This window comes from Azospirillum sp. UENF 111221 (genome assembly GCF_058780625.1).
The window spans coordinates 497,483-513,101 of the sequence record NZ_JBSNCH010000005.1; the positions used below are offsets into that span (position 1 = coordinate 497,483).

Genomic DNA, 15,619 nt, shown 5'->3' on the forward strand with positions numbered 1-15,619 from the left:
GGAAAAGACGGCACAAACCAACGGCCAGGGGGTTGCATCCCCTGGCCGTTGCCATTAGCCATTGAGGTCCGACGAGACAGCCCGCCACGATCGAAATCATGACCCTGGGACGTTACGACTACGAAAGACGGTACCGCAAACGCATGCGGGCCGGCGTGATCAAGTTCATGCTGCTGGCGGCACTCGTGCTGGGGGTCGGGCTTTTCTCCTACCAGATGGGAATCGAGCAGCTGAAGGGCCGCGACGTGACCCTGCGCGAGGAGATCGCCACGCTGTCGCGCCAGAAGGCGGAGCTGGAGCTGCTGGCCAGCCAGATGCAGCATGCCGCCCGCACCGCCGAGGCGCGCGCGGCCGAACTGGAAGGCCGCCTTCAGCGCGAGGTGCCGACCGGCGATCTCGCCAAGCTGAGCCAGCTGGTGGGGGAGCGGCTGAAAAGCGGACTGGACGCCAACCGCCTCGCCTTCGTCATCTCGCAGGCCCAGGTTCCGCGCAACTGCCAGCCGACCGACACCAAGCGCTTCACGCTGAGCACCCCGCTGCTGAAGGGCGGCGCACGCGGCGTCACCTTCGGCAACGGCACCGTCACGGTCACCGGCGAGGGGCAATCGGCGCACAACCCGCAAGGCAATGCTGAAAGCTGGTTCGATCCCGGCCAGCCGGTAACGATCCGCATCGCCGGCATGGGTGGCAAGGGCACCACGGTCAGCGGCGTCCTGCCTCTGCACCAGTCCCTGGTGGTCGACAACAGCGAATACCGCTTCACCATCGCCGCGGCCCAGCGCTCCTTCGTCGAGGTGACCGCCGACCGCTGCGCCTATCCCTGAGGCGGAACGGCAAATCCGCGCGGCGGCTCTCCCGCCGCGTGGATGTCCCACATGGTCGTGAAAGCCAATTCGATGGAACGGGCGAACCGGTCGGTGTCGAATAGGGGAGCGGTGGCGCGAGCCCGCTCCAGCCGCAGCTTGAGAGTGGCCAGTTCGGCAGGCTGCACCGCCAGTCGCTGCGCCGTCGCTTCATAGGCGTCCCAATCCGCCACAGCCAGTTCGGGCAAACCGGCCGCGTGCAGCAGGCTGGCGGCAACCCGCCCGGCAAAGGACCGGCCGGGGGCCGTCAGCACCGGCAGCCCGGCCCACAGCGCGTCGCTCGCCGTGGTATGGGCACCGACTGGGGCTGAATCGAGGAACAGGTCAGCCAGCCGGTGGCGCGCGAGATGCGCCGGTCCCGGAAGGCGCGGGGCGAAGACCAGGCGTTCCGGCGCGACACCGCGGTCCTCAGCAACACCCCGCAGGTTGGCGGCGACCTCGGCCGGCCCGTCGAGCAGCCACAGGACCGATCCCGGCACGCGTTGCAGAATCCGGCACCAGCGACCGAACAGGTCCGGCCCGATCTTGTAGGACGCATTGAAGGCGCAGAAAACAACGGCCTCGGCCGGCAGCCCGCAGTCGGCGCGGCTTGGCATCGGCCCGATGGCGCGGTGCCGGTCGTTCGGCTGGTAGCTGTCGGGCAGATGGACGATGCGCTCGCTGTAGAAGCGCTGATGATCGGCTGGCGCCACCACCGGGTCGGCGATGACGTAATCGATGGCCGTGCTGCCCAGCGTGCCCGGATAGCCGAGCCACTGCGCCTGCACCGGTGCCGGCCGGTATGCCGCAATCCCCGGACGGGCATTCTGGGTGTGGCCTTTCAGATCGACCAGAATGTCGATGCCTGCCTCATGGATCAGCCGGGCTGCCGCCTCGTCGGTCAGGGCCGACAGGTCGAGAAGGCGGTCGAATGCGGCGACCAGCCGCCTGCGCAACGGCCCGCCGTCGTTGGGGCCGTGGGAGCAGCCAATGATCTCGAAGCGGTCGCGGTCGTGCCGTTCGATCAGCTCGGCGATCAGCACGGCGGTGGCGTGCTCGTGGAAATCGGCGGACAGATAGCCGATCCGCAGCTTTGCACCGCGGTCGGTGCGCTTCGGGAAGCCGGGCCGGATGCCCCGCGTCTTCCAGCCGGAATAACGCTCGGCACAGGCACGCTCCAGCGCCGGCCCTGCCCCTTCCCCCAGGAAGATCCAGGGGTGTGCCTGCTGCGTCCGCCCCTCCCGCACCAGATCGACCAGCCGGGCGGACAATGCCGGCAGCCCATCCCAGCGGCAGAGATGGCGGCGTTGCTGCACCAGCTGCGCCAGAACGCCACCGGCATCGGGCAGGCCGATGCGCAGCGCGCGGTCGAAGCCGACGATGCTTGCTGGCGCGTCCTCCACCGGACCGCCGCGCTGGCCGCGCTCCTTCAACGCAAGGGCAAGGTTGGCCTGTCCCTCTGCCAGATCGGGCCGCAGGCACAGGCAGGTACGGAAACCGGCGGCGGCGCGCTCCAGGTCGCCGCGGTCGCGGTGCAGGGCGGCCAGGGCCAGCCGGGCCGGCACCAGCTTATGGTCAAGTTCCAACGCCCGGCGCAGAGCCGCTTCCGCCTCGTCCAGCCGGCCAAGCTCGCGCAGGAGCACACCCTGGTTGCACGGCGCCGGTGCGAAGCCGGGCATCAGCCGGGCGGCTTCGCCATAGGCCGCGGCGGCCTCCGCCGGACGGCCGAGCGCCTGCAGGGTCACGCCCCAATTGTAATGGTTGCCGCCGAAATCGGGAAGCCAATCCAGCGCCTTGCGGTGATGCGCCTCCGCCTCCGCAAGGCGGCCCTGACGCCGCAACGCCTCGCCGAGGTTGGAGCGGGCGACCGCCTCCTCGGGCGTGCCGGCCTGCCCCAGCGTGTCGAGTGCGGCGAACAGGGCCGACAGCAACGCCGCGTCGCCCGCCTTGCCGGCAAGGCGGCGGCGCAGATCGCCGATGGCGCCCTTGCCGCTTTCCTTTCCGGCCTCCTTCAGGGTCGGCGGCGGCGAGGTCACTTGCGCTGCCACTCGCCCGCGGCGGTCATCACGAATTGTCCGGCCGGAGTGCGCTCGATCAACTGCTGGCCGGCAACCGCCTGGACCTTGTCCAGCGCCGTGCCGTTGCCCTTGGCGATCTCCTGATAGCGGGCGAGGCGCTGGGCGTTCACCTGCTGGGCCAGCGCCTGAGCGGAAGCAGGCGCGCCCGGAACCACGCCGACCATCCCGTCCGGGCGTTCGCCCAGCTGACCGGCGGCTTTGGCGGCGGCCAGCGCATCCTGGGCCAGCACCAGTTGCGGCATCGCGACCGCCAGCAGGCCGGCGGCGAGTGTGGAGAGGGCAAGCCGGTTGAAATGCCGGCGGCTGAGGGGGCTTCTCGTCATCACTTCTTCCCCTTCGTCGAAGAAGGCGCGGTATCGGTGGGAAGGCCGAACAGGGCGGGGTCGTTGCGGATCGCGTCGTCGACGTCGCGCTCCAGCTTGACCCGCACCTCCTGCTCGATCCGGACATTCAGGTTGATCTCGATGGGCTTGTCGGGCGCCTCGATCTTCACCGTCGGGGCGCAGGCGGCAACGGCGGTGGAGATCAGCAGGGCGGCCGTCAGGCCGATGTGGGAAAGTCTGGTAACCATGGTGGCGATCAGTGGTCCTTCTGGTCGGAGCCGGTCATCCGCTCCCGCACTGTGTCGGGAATCCGGTAGACGTCGAGGTTCTGGCGCAGAATCCGGTCGAGCGCGCCGGACAGCTTAAGGTTAAGCGCAACCGGATAGCCATCGTAGAATGACGGGTTGGCCCCGCGCAGGGAAAAGCCGGCGCTGAGTTCGCCGCCGGCCTGCCCGTCGATGGTGATCCGCAGGGTTTCGTAATGGAAGTCGGTCAGGGCGCCCATCAGCATGGCGGTCGGGCTGCCTTTCTCCCCCTTCAGGCCGGATGGCGGCTGGGCGGGGTCGTAACGCAGCGTGCCGGGGCCCGCCGATTCGAGGACACCGCCGTTCAACGTGACGGTATCGCCGGCAAGGACCACAGGGAGGGTGCCGGCCAGCTTGCCGCTTGCCTCCAGCCCATCCACGGCGATCAACTCCAGCAGCTTTGCCGCATCGATGCCGTCGGCATGCAGGGTGACAGTTCCCTTCGGCTTGTCGGGTGACAGTTCGAACGGGTCGGCATGGAGCGTGCCGCCGGCCCAACGCCACTCGGCCCGGTCGACATCGAGACGCCCGTCACGGCCATAACCGAACAGAAGCGTCCCATCGGTCAGCGGAATGCCGACATCCAGCAGGCCGATGGACAGCTTCTGTCCGTCCGGGATCACCGGGGGCGACAGGCTGGACAGGGCGACCGTACCGCTGACACCGGCAACCGTCACCGGACCGGCGGCGCCGGCCAAGCCCTTGACCACCGCTTGACCGGCCGTGGTCAAGCCCTTGGGGGTCAGGGAAAGCGTGGCCTTCCCGGACAGCGTGCCGGACGCTTTCTCCAGGAAGGTCGCGCCCAACGGCGAAATGGCGACGAGACCGGGTCCGTTCCCGGCAAGTCGGATCGGCTTCGCCACCGCCTCCAGCCGCCCGGTGCCGGCGGTCTGGTCATAGGTACCGTTAAGCGTAACCGTGAGAAGGCCGTTTGCGCCCTTGGCGGTGCCGTCGATGGTCCACGGAGCTTCCCCCGCCTGAACCGCCTGCATGGTGACGGCCAGAGGCACGACGGGCGCCGGCTTGGCCGTATTGGTCAGCCGTACGACGGTGCCATCCGCCCGCCGTCCGGTGCCGTCCTGCCCCAGCCGCAGCACGACCTGCTCGGCCCGCAGACTGCTCGTCGGCATGTCGAGGCGCGGCGCTTGCAACTCTGCCGCGACGGTCATGGAACCGGGCGCCCAGCGCAGAAGCTCACCCTTCCGCGCGGCGCACAGCGTCGCTCCCTGCGGCAGGTCGAGACGCTGGCCGGAAACCGTCAGTCCGTCCGCCTTGGCCGGCAGGCAACCGTCGGGGGTCACGGTCACGGCGCCGCCATCCGTCCCGACTACCAGCGCGCCGAACAGGACCAGCCGTCCCGACATCGGCAAATCCAGCGCCTTGGCCGCCGCTTCGAGCGGGCCGCTGTCGCCGGTGATTTCGAGCCGCAGCCCCTGCCACCCGTCGGCGATGCGCAGTCCGGTGACGGTCACACTGGCACCGGTGAAGCCGGTCCCACGCAGCACTTCGGTCGCGGTGGCGCCGATCAGCGCCGGTCCGGCCAGGATCACCCCGCCCAGCCCGACGACGCCAAGCGTCACCGCCACCGCCACCGTCCCCGCTATCGCCCTCCCCAGCCTCAATGTTCCTGCCCCTTCCCGTCTGCTCGTCAGGACCGGCATGCCACGTCCACGCCCGGATGAACACCCGGACGAGCGGCCGTCATCCGTGACCTTTGGCGGAATCTTTCGGGTGTCAGACCGACCGGCCCGTCTATCGATTGGCCGACCGGTCGAACTCCCCGCCAGCGCGGCTTTGCATTCCGCCGCTTTTCCCCTATGGTCCGGGGCGCGGATTTCGGCTCATCGGAGTGTTTCGCATGAAGCGGTGGACCCGCGCATTGCTGGCGGCTCTGTTCGCCACAATCTTCACAGTCTCGTTCTTTACAGTTTCTCAAGGGGAGGCGAAGGCCTTGGATCCGGAAAACACCATTTACCTCGACCTGAAGGACGGTCGCGTGGTGATCGAACTGCGGCCCGACCTGGCGCCGAACCACGTCGCCCGCATCAAGGAACTGACCCGCCAGGGCTTCTACAACGGCGTCGTCTTCCACCGCGTCATCGACGGCTTCATGGCCCAGACCGGCGATCCGACCGGCACCGGCATGGGCGGCTCCGGGCAGAAGCTGAAGGCCGAGTTCTCCAGCACCCCGCACATCCGCGGCACCCTGTCGATGGCCCGTGCGCAGGATCCGAACAGCGCCGACAGCCAGTTCTTCATCTGCTTCGCCCCGTCCCAGTTCCTGGACCGCCAGTACACCGTCTGGGGCCGGGTGGTCGAGGGCATGGAGTTCGTCGACATGATCAAGAAGGGCGATCAGGCCCGCAACGGTCAGGTCTCGAACCCGGACAAGATCATCAAGATGCAGGTCGCTGCCGACGCGAAATAACGTCGCCGGATCAGCCGATCAGAAAAAGGGGACCGGTTCGCCGGTCCCCTTTTTCTTGCGCGCCGATTCCGAACCCGGAGTCCGGCCTCAGCCGCCGGACAGCGCGTTGGTCATGGCCCGAAGCAGATCCTTCATCGATTGCGGCCGGTTCTGCCAGCGCATGGACAGCCCCGACAGAAGCACCTTCTCGAATCCGGGCGCCAGCGCCACGCCCAGTTCCGACGGCTTCGGCACCCTGTCGTTCATGAAACGGGCAGTGGCGTCGGGCGGCGTACGGCCGGTCAGCGCCAGATAGATGGTGGCGCAAAGCGCATAGACGTCGGACCAGGGGCCTTGCCGCCCCTCATTGGAATATTGCTCCGGCGGGGCATAGCCCGGCTTGAGGATCACGGTCATGCCGGCCCCCGGACGGGCGGTCTGACGCGCGGCACCGAAGTCCAGCAGCTTGCGGTCGCCGCCATTGGTCAGGAAGATGTTGTCCGGGCTGATGTCGCGATGGATCAGCCCCTGGTCGTGGATGGCCTGCAAGGCCTTGGCGATCGGCATCACCACGGCCAGGGTCCGCTTCACGTCGATGCGTCCGCCGCTGTCGACCAGATACTTCTTCATGGTGCGGCCCTCCAGCAGCTCCATGACCAGATAGGCGGTGCCGTTCTCCTCGAAGAAATCCTGGACGCCAACGATCTCGCGCACGTCGCGCAGCCGGGCGAGCGTCCGCGCCTCCTCCAGAAACTTCTCCAGACCGGCGGCGAAGGTCTCCGCATGTTCGTCCGAGAAGGGGGAGACCGCGGCGGCGTTGGGAACCCGGGCGATCAGGTTGGCCGGATAATATTCCTTGATCGCCACCTTCACCTGCAACCGGTCGTCCCAGCCCAGATAGGTGGCGCCGAATCCGCCCTGCCCCAGCACCCTCCCGGCCCGGTAGCGGCCATGCAGCAGCGTGCCGGGCACAAGATGCACGCCCGGCCGGTTGTCGGACTTTTCGGGGAAACCGCAGGCGGCGCAGGTGCCGACACTTCCTTGGGCACCTTTTGGGGGGCTTCCTTGTGCCGTGTAGCAGCTTGGGCACAGGCCGGGCCTGCCGGAGGAGGCCGGCTTCGACACCGCTGTGCCTGTCGGCTGCTGGCTGACCGGGTGAAGGATTGTCTCGGCGCCGCGCATGCCTTTTGGGAGAAGCGCGGGGGCCGGAAGCTGTGGCACCTCCACGGTGTGCTGCACCGCCGCCTGAGGAAAAGGCGGCAGAACGGGAGGCGGGGCGGGCGAGGTCGCCAACTGGCGCAGCCGGTCCAGCAGTTCCAACAGACGCCGGACCTCGGCCTGGGCGACTTCGCTCTCCGGCTGGGCAAGTTCGGCCTGGAACTGCGGTTGGCGGACGATCTCGAGGATGTGCTGGCGGATCAGCGGCAGCGCCCCGTCCTCGCGGATCAGACCGGAGCAGGCGACCTCCGCCAGCCGGACGGTACGGCGGCGCAGGACCGGTTCCACCTGCCTCAGGCGGACGGCGAGCTGGCCGGTCTTCACATAATCGTCCACCGCCCGTTCGGCCCTTGCGGCGATCCGCTCGCAGGTGTCGGCCGGCAGCGGAGCGGAGCGGATCGCCGCCAGAGCACGGAGGAAGTCCCGCTCCAGCAGAGCCGTGTCGGGCGTCTGCACCAGCATGTTCTCGATCAGCAGCTCGTTGCAGACGGCGGCCTCCAGCGAGGCGAGGATCTCGTCGGCATGCCGTTCGGCGGCGGAGACCGCGGCGACGCGGGTCAGGTAATGGATGCGGCAGATCAGGTCCGATTGCCCCTCGCCAAGCCCGACGATCGACCGGCGATAGGCGCTGGCTCCCCCCTGCTCCAGCCGGCGCGAATAGCGTACAGTCAATGCATCGGCCATCGCCGCGCCGCCGATCAGCCCGTCGCGGGTCAGCAGATGGCCGACCAGCGTCTTCAGCATCTCCGCCTCCTGATCGAAGGCGCCACGTCCCAGCGGCTGGGGCGCCTTCAACTGGCGGCGGATGCGGTCGAGCACCGCGGCCTTCGCCTGGGGAAGCTTGTTCTGGCGGAACAGGGCGTTCAGCACGCCGACGCGGTTCGGTCCGATGGCTTCCATGCCGATCCGGCCGAACAGCAGGTCGCACAGGGTTCCCAACAGCGCGCCGGGCAGCAGGTTGGAGCCGAACAGCTCCGCACCCGCCGCGGACGAGGCCAGGATGTCGCCGATCACCCCATCGACCGCCGCGGCCAGCCGTTCATCCCGATCCCGCTGGTGCAGTTCCAGCAGCCGGTCCAACTTGCCGTTCCAGCTCTTGAGCTCGACAAGCTCCAGGCCGATGGCGACGCGCAGGTCATAATCCGCATCGCCGGTTGGTGTCTTGCTCCCCTGGGACAGCAGCCAGTCGACGGAGGTGCGGCCGCGCGGCATGGCGGCGAAGGCAACCTGGGCGACCCGGGCTTTTGCCCAGCTCTCGTCCACCGCGGCACGGATGGCGCGGCGGCGAACCTGAAGATCCTGCCCCGGCGAGCGTGCCTGGATCGTCGCGATCCTGGTGATGGCCGCCTCGACCAGGGAGCCCTGCTCCAGGCAGGATTTCAGTGGCTTGGCGAGATGGATCAGCTCCGTCGGCGTCAGAAGCAGCGGGTCCAGATACGACCGCATCGCCACCCCGATCACCAGACGCGCCGGCAGCGCATGGTAATCCGCCAGCGCGCCGCACAGCTCCGCCTCATCGAGCATGGCCATGGCCGGCTGGGGTGTCGGCGTTGCGCGGCTGAGCTGGGGACTGGACACTCAGGGCCTTTCCATCAGATGGCGGATGGTTGCAGCCGGGACGCAACAACAGCGCCGCGCCTGCGTTGTCGATCGAACCGGCGCGCCGCGCCGGTCAGGGCACACCGCCGGAACATACCGCCCGGGAAGCATGGTTGCGCAGCGAGTGTAAATGACGGGTGTACGATACCTGCATTTTTCATCAAAAACACAAGAGTTGTGTCAGCATTGCGCCATGCTGGCCGTTGACTGCGGGGGCCGTTCCCTTCGCTCTTCGCATGTGCGATAAAAAATGGAACGCTGACGATGGGGGAAACGCATGATCCGGAACGGCACCATCATCGCGTTGCGACACGGGCCGATGACTCTCACGGCGGCCCCCCACTGCGGTGGCTCGCTGGCGAGTTGGAGCCTGTCCACCGCCGATGGTCCGGTAGAGCTGTTCCGTCGGGCGTCCGACCAGGCGCTGGCCGGCGATTTCGCCCCCGACATGGCCTGTTTTCCCCTGGTTCCCTTTTCCAACCGCATCGGCGGCGGCCGGTTCGTCTTCCAGGGGCGCGAGGTGAGACTGGCGACCGATCCCGGATCGCCGCACCGCATCCACGGCCATGGCTGGTCCACCCCGTGGAGTGTCGAGGCTGTGACCGACGATGCCTTGCGGATGGGCTTCACCCACCGGGCGGACGATTGGCCCTGGAGCTATCGCGCGGCGCAAACGGTGGCGCTGGACGGCGAGGGCTTGACCGTCACCTTGGATCTCATCAACGAGGCCGACAGCGACATGCCGGCCGGACTGGGGCTGCACCCCTATTTCGTCAAGACGCCGGGCAGCCGGGTGACCGCCGATGTGAATGGCGTGTGGGAGAATGACGAGACCATCCTGCCCTGCCGCAAGCGCCCGCTGCCCCCGGCCTGGGATTTCCGCCACGGCGTGACGATGGACCGTGTGGCGCTGGACAATGGCTTCACCGGTTGGAGCGGTTCGGCGACGCTCGACCGCCCGCAGGAGCGGCTGCGCCTGACCATGCTCGCCGACGGGCCGGCCGCCCACCTGATCGTCTATGTTCCGGCGGAAGAGCCTTACCTGTGCCTGGAGCCGGTCACCCACATGACCGATGCGCTGAATCATCCGCAGGAGCCCGATGCCGGCGTCATCGCCCTGCCGCCGGGCGAACGGCTGTCCCTGACCGTCCGCTTCCTGCTGTCGCGGCTTTAGCGGCAGCGCACGAATTCTGCGGCGAAGGTCGCCGGCGGCTGCATGCGCAGGACCAGCCGGTCGAGGCGCGGCGAATCGGCCGGCAACAGACGCAAGGTCGCCAGGGGTGCCGGTGTGCCTTCCGCCGGACCGGCGGGCAGGAGTGCCACCCCCCGGAGCGGATCGCCGTCGGTCGCCAGCGTACCGTTCAGCGGAAACTGCGGCAGCCGCGCATCCACCGCGTGCAGGCCGCGATCTGCCCCGATCTCCAGATAGGAGCTGCGGCAATCGTCGATGGCGGCGCGGTCGGTCGGATCGGCCTTGGCCCAGCGCCCGGTGAGTGTCGACAGCGCCACCTTGCGGCTGAAGGGCGGGAGGTGCGGCTCGGGTGGGTCGAACCGGCGGGCGGCGGCACCGGCGACGGACAGCGGCAGGTCGCCGACCGGATGCGAGCGCGCCTGCCGCTCCGTCTCCAGCGCGGCCGTGCGCTGGCGAAGAACGCGCAACAGGCAGTCGCTGCGGGTCTTGCCGGCCTTCGAGTTGGCAAGATCGGCCGCGGTCACCTGACAGGCCTCGTCCCGGCGCGCCCGCCAGACGGTCTGGGCGTCCGCAATTGCCGCACGCCCGGTGTCGTCGGTGGTGGCCCCCAGCGCCGCCAGCGCGGCGTCCATCGCCGCACTGGCCTCCGCAAGCTTCGGATCGCGACAGGTCAGCTGCGCCACCGGCGTCTCCGCCGTTTCGCAGCCGGGCGCAGCCGGCGCCGCCGCTTCGGGCGACGGGGTATCCGCCGAAGCCGAAAGGGCGGGGACCGCGGTCATGACCGAGAGCAGGGAGCCGGCAGCCAGAAAACCGCCAACCAGGGACAGGGCGCGCATCGCAGGAAACCTTGGATGGGGAAACGGGACGTCACGAAGCGGGGAAAGCCTCCAGCACGGCCTTGACCTGACGCTGGAAATCCTGGTCGGTGCGATAGCGCGTCACGACCGACTTGTCACGCTCCACGAAAAACAGCATGTCGTCGCGGCTGGGCAGCATGCGCGGGTTGGGCTTGTCCAGCAGCTCGCCATTCCAGTCGAACTCGGGCCATGAAATAGACGGCTCGGGCGAACAGCATGAACAGCTTGTTGTCGGGCGCCAGCTTTTCCCGCCGCAGCAGAGCGAAATAGTAGTAATTGCGTCCGTGGAAATAGCTGGTGTGGATGGCTTGCAACGCGGCGAAGCGCTCGTCGGGACTGTTGACCTTCTTGATCTGCTTTTCCAGCCGGAAGCCGGCGAAAAAGTATTCTCGCGCCTCATGCTCGAAGGAGAAGGGGCTGCCTTTGATCAGCGCCATCTGCTCACCGTAGCGCTTCAGCGCACGGGTCATCAGCAACTCGAGAAAACGCCGTTCCGCCGCATGGGTGTCGGGGATGTTCGGCAGCATCTCGAACACATGGCGCAGATGATAGGGGTGGCGCACGACGACGATGGGAACCGACAGCGTCTTGCTCTTTGCCGGCGCCCGCTTCTCCGCAACCAGCGTGACGGCGGGCGACAGCGACGCCATCGTCGCCTGGATGGTGTCGTACAGTTTCCAGCGTAGGCGGGTCTCCGCCGACTGGCTTCCCAGATTCATCCGGGCAAGAAACCGCTTCACCCGGCTGCCGAAGGTCTCCTTCGGCAGCTTGTGCGTCGGCAGGTTGGGTACGACCAGCGGGTTGCCGAGGATGTCGGCCGGAGGAGGCAGCGGCTTGAAGTTGAAGTATTTGCCGGTGACGACGCCCCGCCCGGCGCCGCCCAAGCCTGCGTCGCCCATACCGCCGGACCCCCGGTTGCTGCCCGTTGATGAAAAAGCCGCCACCGACACCATCCAGACGCGAATCCCCGCCGCAACGCCAGCCCGTTCGCTTAGGATATAAAGGGTAACGCGAACGGAAGAAAGCCGCAGCGCGCGTCACAGGCAACTTCGTGACTTTTTCGCAACTGCGGTAGGGTCGGCGCCGGGGCACCCTGTCGGGGCGGATTTATCGGTGTTACCGTTGCGGTGGCGACCCTGGACCTAACCATGGCGCGAACATCATCGAACAGGCATGAGGCGGGGTTTTCAATGGCGATCCACGTCGCGCTGAACCACAAGACGATCTATCGCTACGACCGGCCGGTCTCCCTCGGCCCTCAGATCATCCGGCTGCGCCCGGCGCCCCATTGCCGGACACCGATCCTCAGCTATTCCCTGAAGGTCACGCCCAAGCAGCATTTCCTGAACTGGCAGCAGGACCCGCAATCGAATTTCCAGGCCCGATTCGTTTTCCCGGAAAAGACCCGCGAGTTCGTTGTCGAAGTCGATCTCGTCGCCGAGATCGCCGCGATCAACCCGTTCGACTTTTTCCTTGAGGAGAAGGCGAGCCACATCCCCTTCGCCTACGAGGACTGGCTGCAGCGCGAGTTGCGCCCCTATCTGGAGACGGAGGTGCCGGGTCCCGAGCTGGCCGCCTACCTGACGGACATCCCGCGGGACAAGACGCCGACTATCGACTTCCTGGTGGCGGTGAACCAGCGGCTTCAGCAGGACATCGGCTACGTCATCCGGCTGGAGCCCGGCATCCAGAGCTGTGAGGAAACGCTGACCAAGCGCACCGGGTCCTGCCGCGATTCGGCATGGCTGCTGGTGCAGATTCTGCGTCACCTGGGGCTGGCCACCCGCTTCGTCTCCGGCTACCTGATCCAGCTGACCGCCGACCAGAAGGCGCTGGACGGCCCGTCCGGTCCGGAAAGCGACTTCACCGACCTGCATGCCTGGGTGGAGGTGTTCCTCCCCGGCGCCGGCTGGGTCGGGCTCGATCCCACCTCCGGCCTGCTGGCGGGCGAAGGGCACATCCCGCTGGCCTGCACCCCCGATGCGTCTTCCGCCGCCCCCATCTCCGGCCTCGTCGACGAGGCGGAGGTCGAGTTCGGCCATGAGATGTCGGTCACCCGCATCTACGAGGCGCCGCGCGTCACCAAGCCCTACAGCCCCCATCAATGGGCGGCCATCGAGGCGCTGGGCCACCGCGTCGACGAGGTTCTGAAGGCCGAGGATGTCCGCCTGACCATGGGCGGCGAGCCGACCTTCGTGTCCATCGACGACATGGACGGCGCCGAGTGGAACACGACGGCGCTCGGTCCGCAAAAGCGCAGGATGGCCGCCGACCTGATCCATCGGCTGATGGCGCGCTTCGCCCCCGGGGGCCTCCTGCATTTCGGCCAGGGCAAATGGTATCCCGGCGAATCGCTGCCGCGCTGGGCGATGACCGTCTATTGGCGCCGCGACGGCGAGGCGCTGTGGGCGAACAGCGACCTGCTGGCGCGCGAGGACACCGATTACGGCCACACGGCGCAGGATGCCGGCGTCTTCCTGATGGCGCTGGCAAAGCGGCTGGGCCTCGACCCGAACCTCGTGCTCGGCGCCTATGAGGATCCCTGGCACTACCTGCGCAAGGAATCGCAGCTTCCCATCAATGTCGATCCACTGAACAGCAGGCTGGAGGACAAGGAGGAGCGAGAGCGGCTGGCGCATGTCTTCACCCGCGGCTTGGCGGAGCCGGTTGGCTTCGTCCTGCCGATCAACCGGCGCATGACCCAGCAGGGCCCGGTCTGGCTCTCCAGCACATGGCCGCTGCGCCAGGAAAAGCTGCTGCTGATCCCCGGCGACAGCCCGGTCGGCTACCGCCTGCCGCTGGGGTCCCTGCCCTGGGTGTCCAAGACCGACTATCCCTATGCCTGGGAAACCGACCCGTTCGAGGATCGCGGCCCCTTGCCGCCGCATCCGGTGCAGCGCCGGCAGGAGATCCGCGGCGCCGTTCAGGAATCCGACCGCGGCGTCCATACCGACAAGCGGATCGCGCAACGCCAGCGCATCATGGCGGAAATCCGCGACGAACTGCCGGAGGACGGCAAGTCGGCCTGGTGGGTGGTGCGCACCGCCCTGAGCTGCGAGGCTCGCAACGGGCGCCTGCACCTGTTCATGCCGCCGATGAGCACGCTGGAAGACTATCTGGCGATGCTGGCGGAGATCGAGGCGACGGCGGTCGAGTTGGACATGCCGGTGGTCATCGAGGGTTACCAGCCGCCGAAGGACCCGCGGCTGAACTCGCTGGCCGTCACCCCGGACCCCGGTGTGATCGAGGTGAACATCCACCCGGCCCACAGCTGGGACGATCTGGTGCGCAACACCGTCACCCTGTACGAGGATGCGCGCCAGTCCCGCCTGGGTGCAGAGAAGTTCATGATCGACGGGCGCCATTGCGGCACCGGCGGCGGCAACCATGTGGTGATGGGCGGCGCCACCGCGGCCGACAGCCCCTTCCTGCGCCGCCCCGACCTGCTGCGCAGCCTGATCACCTACTGGCAGAACCACCCTGCCCTGTCCTACGTCTTCTCCGGCCTGTTCATCGGCCCGACCAGCCAGGCGCCGCGGGTGGACGAGGCGCGCGACGACCAGCTCTATGAGCTGGAGATCGCCTTCAACCAGATCGATCAGGCGGCGGCGAGCGGCAATTGCCCGCCCTGGCTGGTCGACCGGGTGCTGCGCAACCTGCTGGTCGACGTGCAGGGCAACACCCACCGGGCGGAGTTCTGCATCGACAAGCTCTATTCGCCTGACAGCTCCACCGGCCGCCTCGGCCTTGTCGAGTTCCGCGCCTTCGAGATGCCGCCGCATGCGGAGATGAGCCTGACCCAGCAGCTTCTGATGCGGGCGCTGGTCGCACGCTTCTGGAAGCACCCCTACAAAGGCCGTCTGGTGCGCTGGGGCACCGACCTGCACGATCGCTTCATGCTGCCGCACTTCCTCCAGCAGGACATGGCCGACGTGCTTCTGGATCTGCGCGACCATGGCTATCCGCTGGAGGACAGCTGGTTCGCGCCGCACTTCAACTTCCGCTTCCCGGTCTACGGACATGTCAACCAGCGCGGCATCACCATGGAACTGCGCATGGCGCTGGAGCCCTGGCACGTCCTGGGCGAGGAACCGGGCGGCGGCGGCACGGTGCGCTATGTCGACAGCTCGGTGGAGCGGGTGCAGGTCCGCGTCACCGGCCTGATCGACGCCCGCCATGTCATCACCTGCAACGGCCGGCGCGTGCCGCTGATCCCGACCGGGGTGGAGGGCGAGTTCGTCGGCGGCGTGCGGTACCGCGCGTGGCAACCGCCCTCCTGTCTGCATCCGACGATCCCGGTCCATACCCCGCTGATCTTCGACATCCTGGACAGCTGGGCCGGCCGGTCCATCGGCGGCTGCACCTATCACGTCATGCATCCGGGCGGACGCAACTACGAGACCTTCCCGGTCAATGCCAACGAGGCGGAGGGGCGCCGTCTGGCCCGCTTCTTCCCCTTCGGCCACACCCCCGGCCCGATGGACAGCCCGGCGGAGGAACGCAACCCGCAATTCCCGATGACGCTGGATCTGCGGCGGGGCTGAGTCCCGACGACCCGACGGCGTCGGATCGGTCTGCAATTTCCGGCAAGCCGGAGCGTCGCATTGCGCGGCGCTCCGGTTTTTTCGTTTCAGGACATCGGCCTGCGATCATCCATCAATGACGGGATCGCCACGGAATCTTTCCTCTTTCGGATGGATCCCCGGCCCACCGGCCTTGCATCGACGGGCTGGGACGTTCAGACTGTTGCTTCCTTCATAGGCAATACGCACCAGTCAGACCTTGTCCCAGCCCGATC

The 15,619-nt window shown here is 67.8% G+C and carries 11 protein-coding genes; 4 read left to right on the forward strand and 7 right to left on the reverse strand.

The genetic code is table 11. From position 1 onward, the window contains the following. The first annotated feature begins 98 nt into the window (after positions 1–98). The gene (locus ACWPN3_RS16770; protein ID WP_109446250.1) at positions 99–824 is read left to right on the forward strand and encodes a hypothetical protein; all 726 of its coding nucleotides are present in this window, start codon (positions 99–101) and stop codon (positions 822–824) included. Here ACWPN3_RS16770 and ACWPN3_RS16775 read toward each other — a convergent pair. The 4 genes from ACWPN3_RS16775 to ACWPN3_RS16790 are packed head-to-tail and all read right to left on the reverse strand — an operon-like array spanning position 815 to position 5,134. Further along, complete coding sequence (locus ACWPN3_RS16775; RefSeq protein WP_492261596.1) at positions 815–2,878, reverse strand: O-linked N-acetylglucosamine transferase, SPINDLY family protein; 2,064 nt, start codon at positions 2,876–2,878, stop codon at positions 815–817. The genes ACWPN3_RS16770 and ACWPN3_RS16775 overlap by 10 nt on opposite strands. Next, positions 2,875–3,243 (reverse strand): YdbL family probable chaperone protein, encoded by a 369-nt coding sequence (locus tag ACWPN3_RS16780; RefSeq protein WP_109446252.1) that lies wholly within the window; start codon positions 3,241–3,243, stop codon positions 2,875–2,877. Before ACWPN3_RS16780 ends, ACWPN3_RS16775 begins: the two co-directional genes overlap by 4 nt. Further along, entirely contained in the window at positions 3,243–3,491 is a 249-nt protein-coding gene (locus tag ACWPN3_RS16785; RefSeq protein ID WP_109446254.1) for a YnbE family lipoprotein, read from the reverse strand. Before ACWPN3_RS16785 ends, ACWPN3_RS16780 begins: the two co-directional genes overlap by 1 nt. Positions 3,492–3,499: 8 nt before the next feature. Beyond that, entirely contained in the window at positions 3,500–5,134 is a 1,635-nt protein-coding gene (locus ACWPN3_RS16790) for an intermembrane phospholipid transport YdbH family protein (RefSeq protein WP_492261597.1), read from the reverse strand. Between the two features lie 272 nt (positions 5,135–5,406). Here ACWPN3_RS16790 and ACWPN3_RS16795 point away from each other — a divergent pair, with 272 nt between their 5' ends. Beyond that, on the forward strand, positions 5,407–5,976 hold the full coding sequence (locus ACWPN3_RS16795) for a peptidylprolyl isomerase (RefSeq protein ID WP_109446258.1): 570 nt from the start codon (positions 5,407–5,409) through the stop codon (positions 5,974–5,976). 87 nt (positions 5,977–6,063) lie between these two features. Here the strand turns inward: ACWPN3_RS16795 and ACWPN3_RS16800 are convergent, their stop codons facing one another. After that, a complete protein-coding gene (locus tag ACWPN3_RS16800; protein ID WP_492240555.1) occupies positions 6,064–8,751 on the reverse strand; it encodes a serine/threonine-protein kinase in 2,688 nt (895 codons plus the stop codon). A gap of 298 nt (positions 8,752–9,049) precedes the next feature. Between ACWPN3_RS16800 and ACWPN3_RS16805 the strand changes: the two genes are divergently transcribed. Further along, positions 9,050–9,946: an aldose 1-epimerase gene (locus tag ACWPN3_RS16805; RefSeq protein ID WP_492240556.1), complete on the forward strand. Its 897-nt coding sequence runs from the start codon at positions 9,050–9,052 to the stop codon at positions 9,944–9,946. On the opposite strand, the gene ACWPN3_RS16810 is transcribed toward ACWPN3_RS16805, so the two are convergent. Together ACWPN3_RS16810 and ACWPN3_RS16815 are read right to left on the reverse strand one after the other, a co-directional pair. Next, the gene (locus ACWPN3_RS16810) at positions 9,943–10,800 is read right to left on the reverse strand and encodes a lysozyme inhibitor LprI family protein (protein WP_492261598.1); all 858 of its coding nucleotides are present in this window, start codon (positions 10,798–10,800) and stop codon (positions 9,943–9,945) included. The two genes, ACWPN3_RS16805 and ACWPN3_RS16810, sit on opposite strands and share 4 nt — an antisense overlap. Positions 10,801–10,916: 116 nt before the next feature. Beyond that, positions 10,917–11,720 (reverse strand): hypothetical protein, encoded by an 804-nt coding sequence (locus ACWPN3_RS16815; RefSeq protein ID WP_492261599.1) that lies wholly within the window; start codon positions 11,718–11,720, stop codon positions 10,917–10,919. A 291-nt stretch (positions 11,721–12,011) separates the two neighbouring features. On the opposite strand from ACWPN3_RS16815, the gene ACWPN3_RS16820 reads away from it, so the two are divergent. Then, positions 12,012–15,365 (forward strand): transglutaminase family protein, encoded by a 3,354-nt coding sequence (locus ACWPN3_RS16820; protein ID WP_492240559.1) that lies wholly within the window; start codon positions 12,012–12,014, stop codon positions 15,363–15,365. The last annotated feature ends 254 nt before the right edge of the window (positions 15,366–15,619 follow it).

What these genes read in the sequence shown, in the direction of transcription:
- ACWPN3_RS16770 (WP_109446250.1), top strand. Translation starts at nt 99, where the DNA reads ATGACCCTGGGACGTTACGACTACGAAAGACGGTACCGCAAACGCATG.
- ACWPN3_RS16780 (WP_109446252.1), bottom strand. Translation starts at nt 3,243, where the DNA reads ATGACGAGAAGCCCCCTCAGCCGCCGGCATTTCAACCGGCTTGCCCTC.
- ACWPN3_RS16785 (WP_109446254.1), bottom strand. Translation starts at nt 3,491, where the DNA reads ATGGTTACCAGACTTTCCCACATCGGCCTGACGGCCGCCCTGCTGATC.
- ACWPN3_RS16795 (WP_109446258.1), top strand. Translation starts at nt 5,407, where the DNA reads ATGAAGCGGTGGACCCGCGCATTGCTGGCGGCTCTGTTCGCCACAATC.
- ACWPN3_RS16805 (WP_492240556.1), top strand. Translation starts at nt 9,050, where the DNA reads ATGATCCGGAACGGCACCATCATCGCGTTGCGACACGGGCCGATGACT.
- ACWPN3_RS16810 (WP_492261598.1), bottom strand. Translation starts at nt 10,800, where the DNA reads ATGCGCGCCCTGTCCCTGGTTGGCGGTTTTCTGGCTGCCGGCTCCCTG.
- ACWPN3_RS16815 (WP_492261599.1), bottom strand. Translation starts at nt 11,720, where the DNA reads ATGGGCGACGCAGGCTTGGGCGGCGCCGGGCGGGGCGTCGTCACCGGC.
- ACWPN3_RS16820 (WP_492240559.1), top strand. Translation starts at nt 12,012, where the DNA reads ATGGCGATCCACGTCGCGCTGAACCACAAGACGATCTATCGCTACGAC.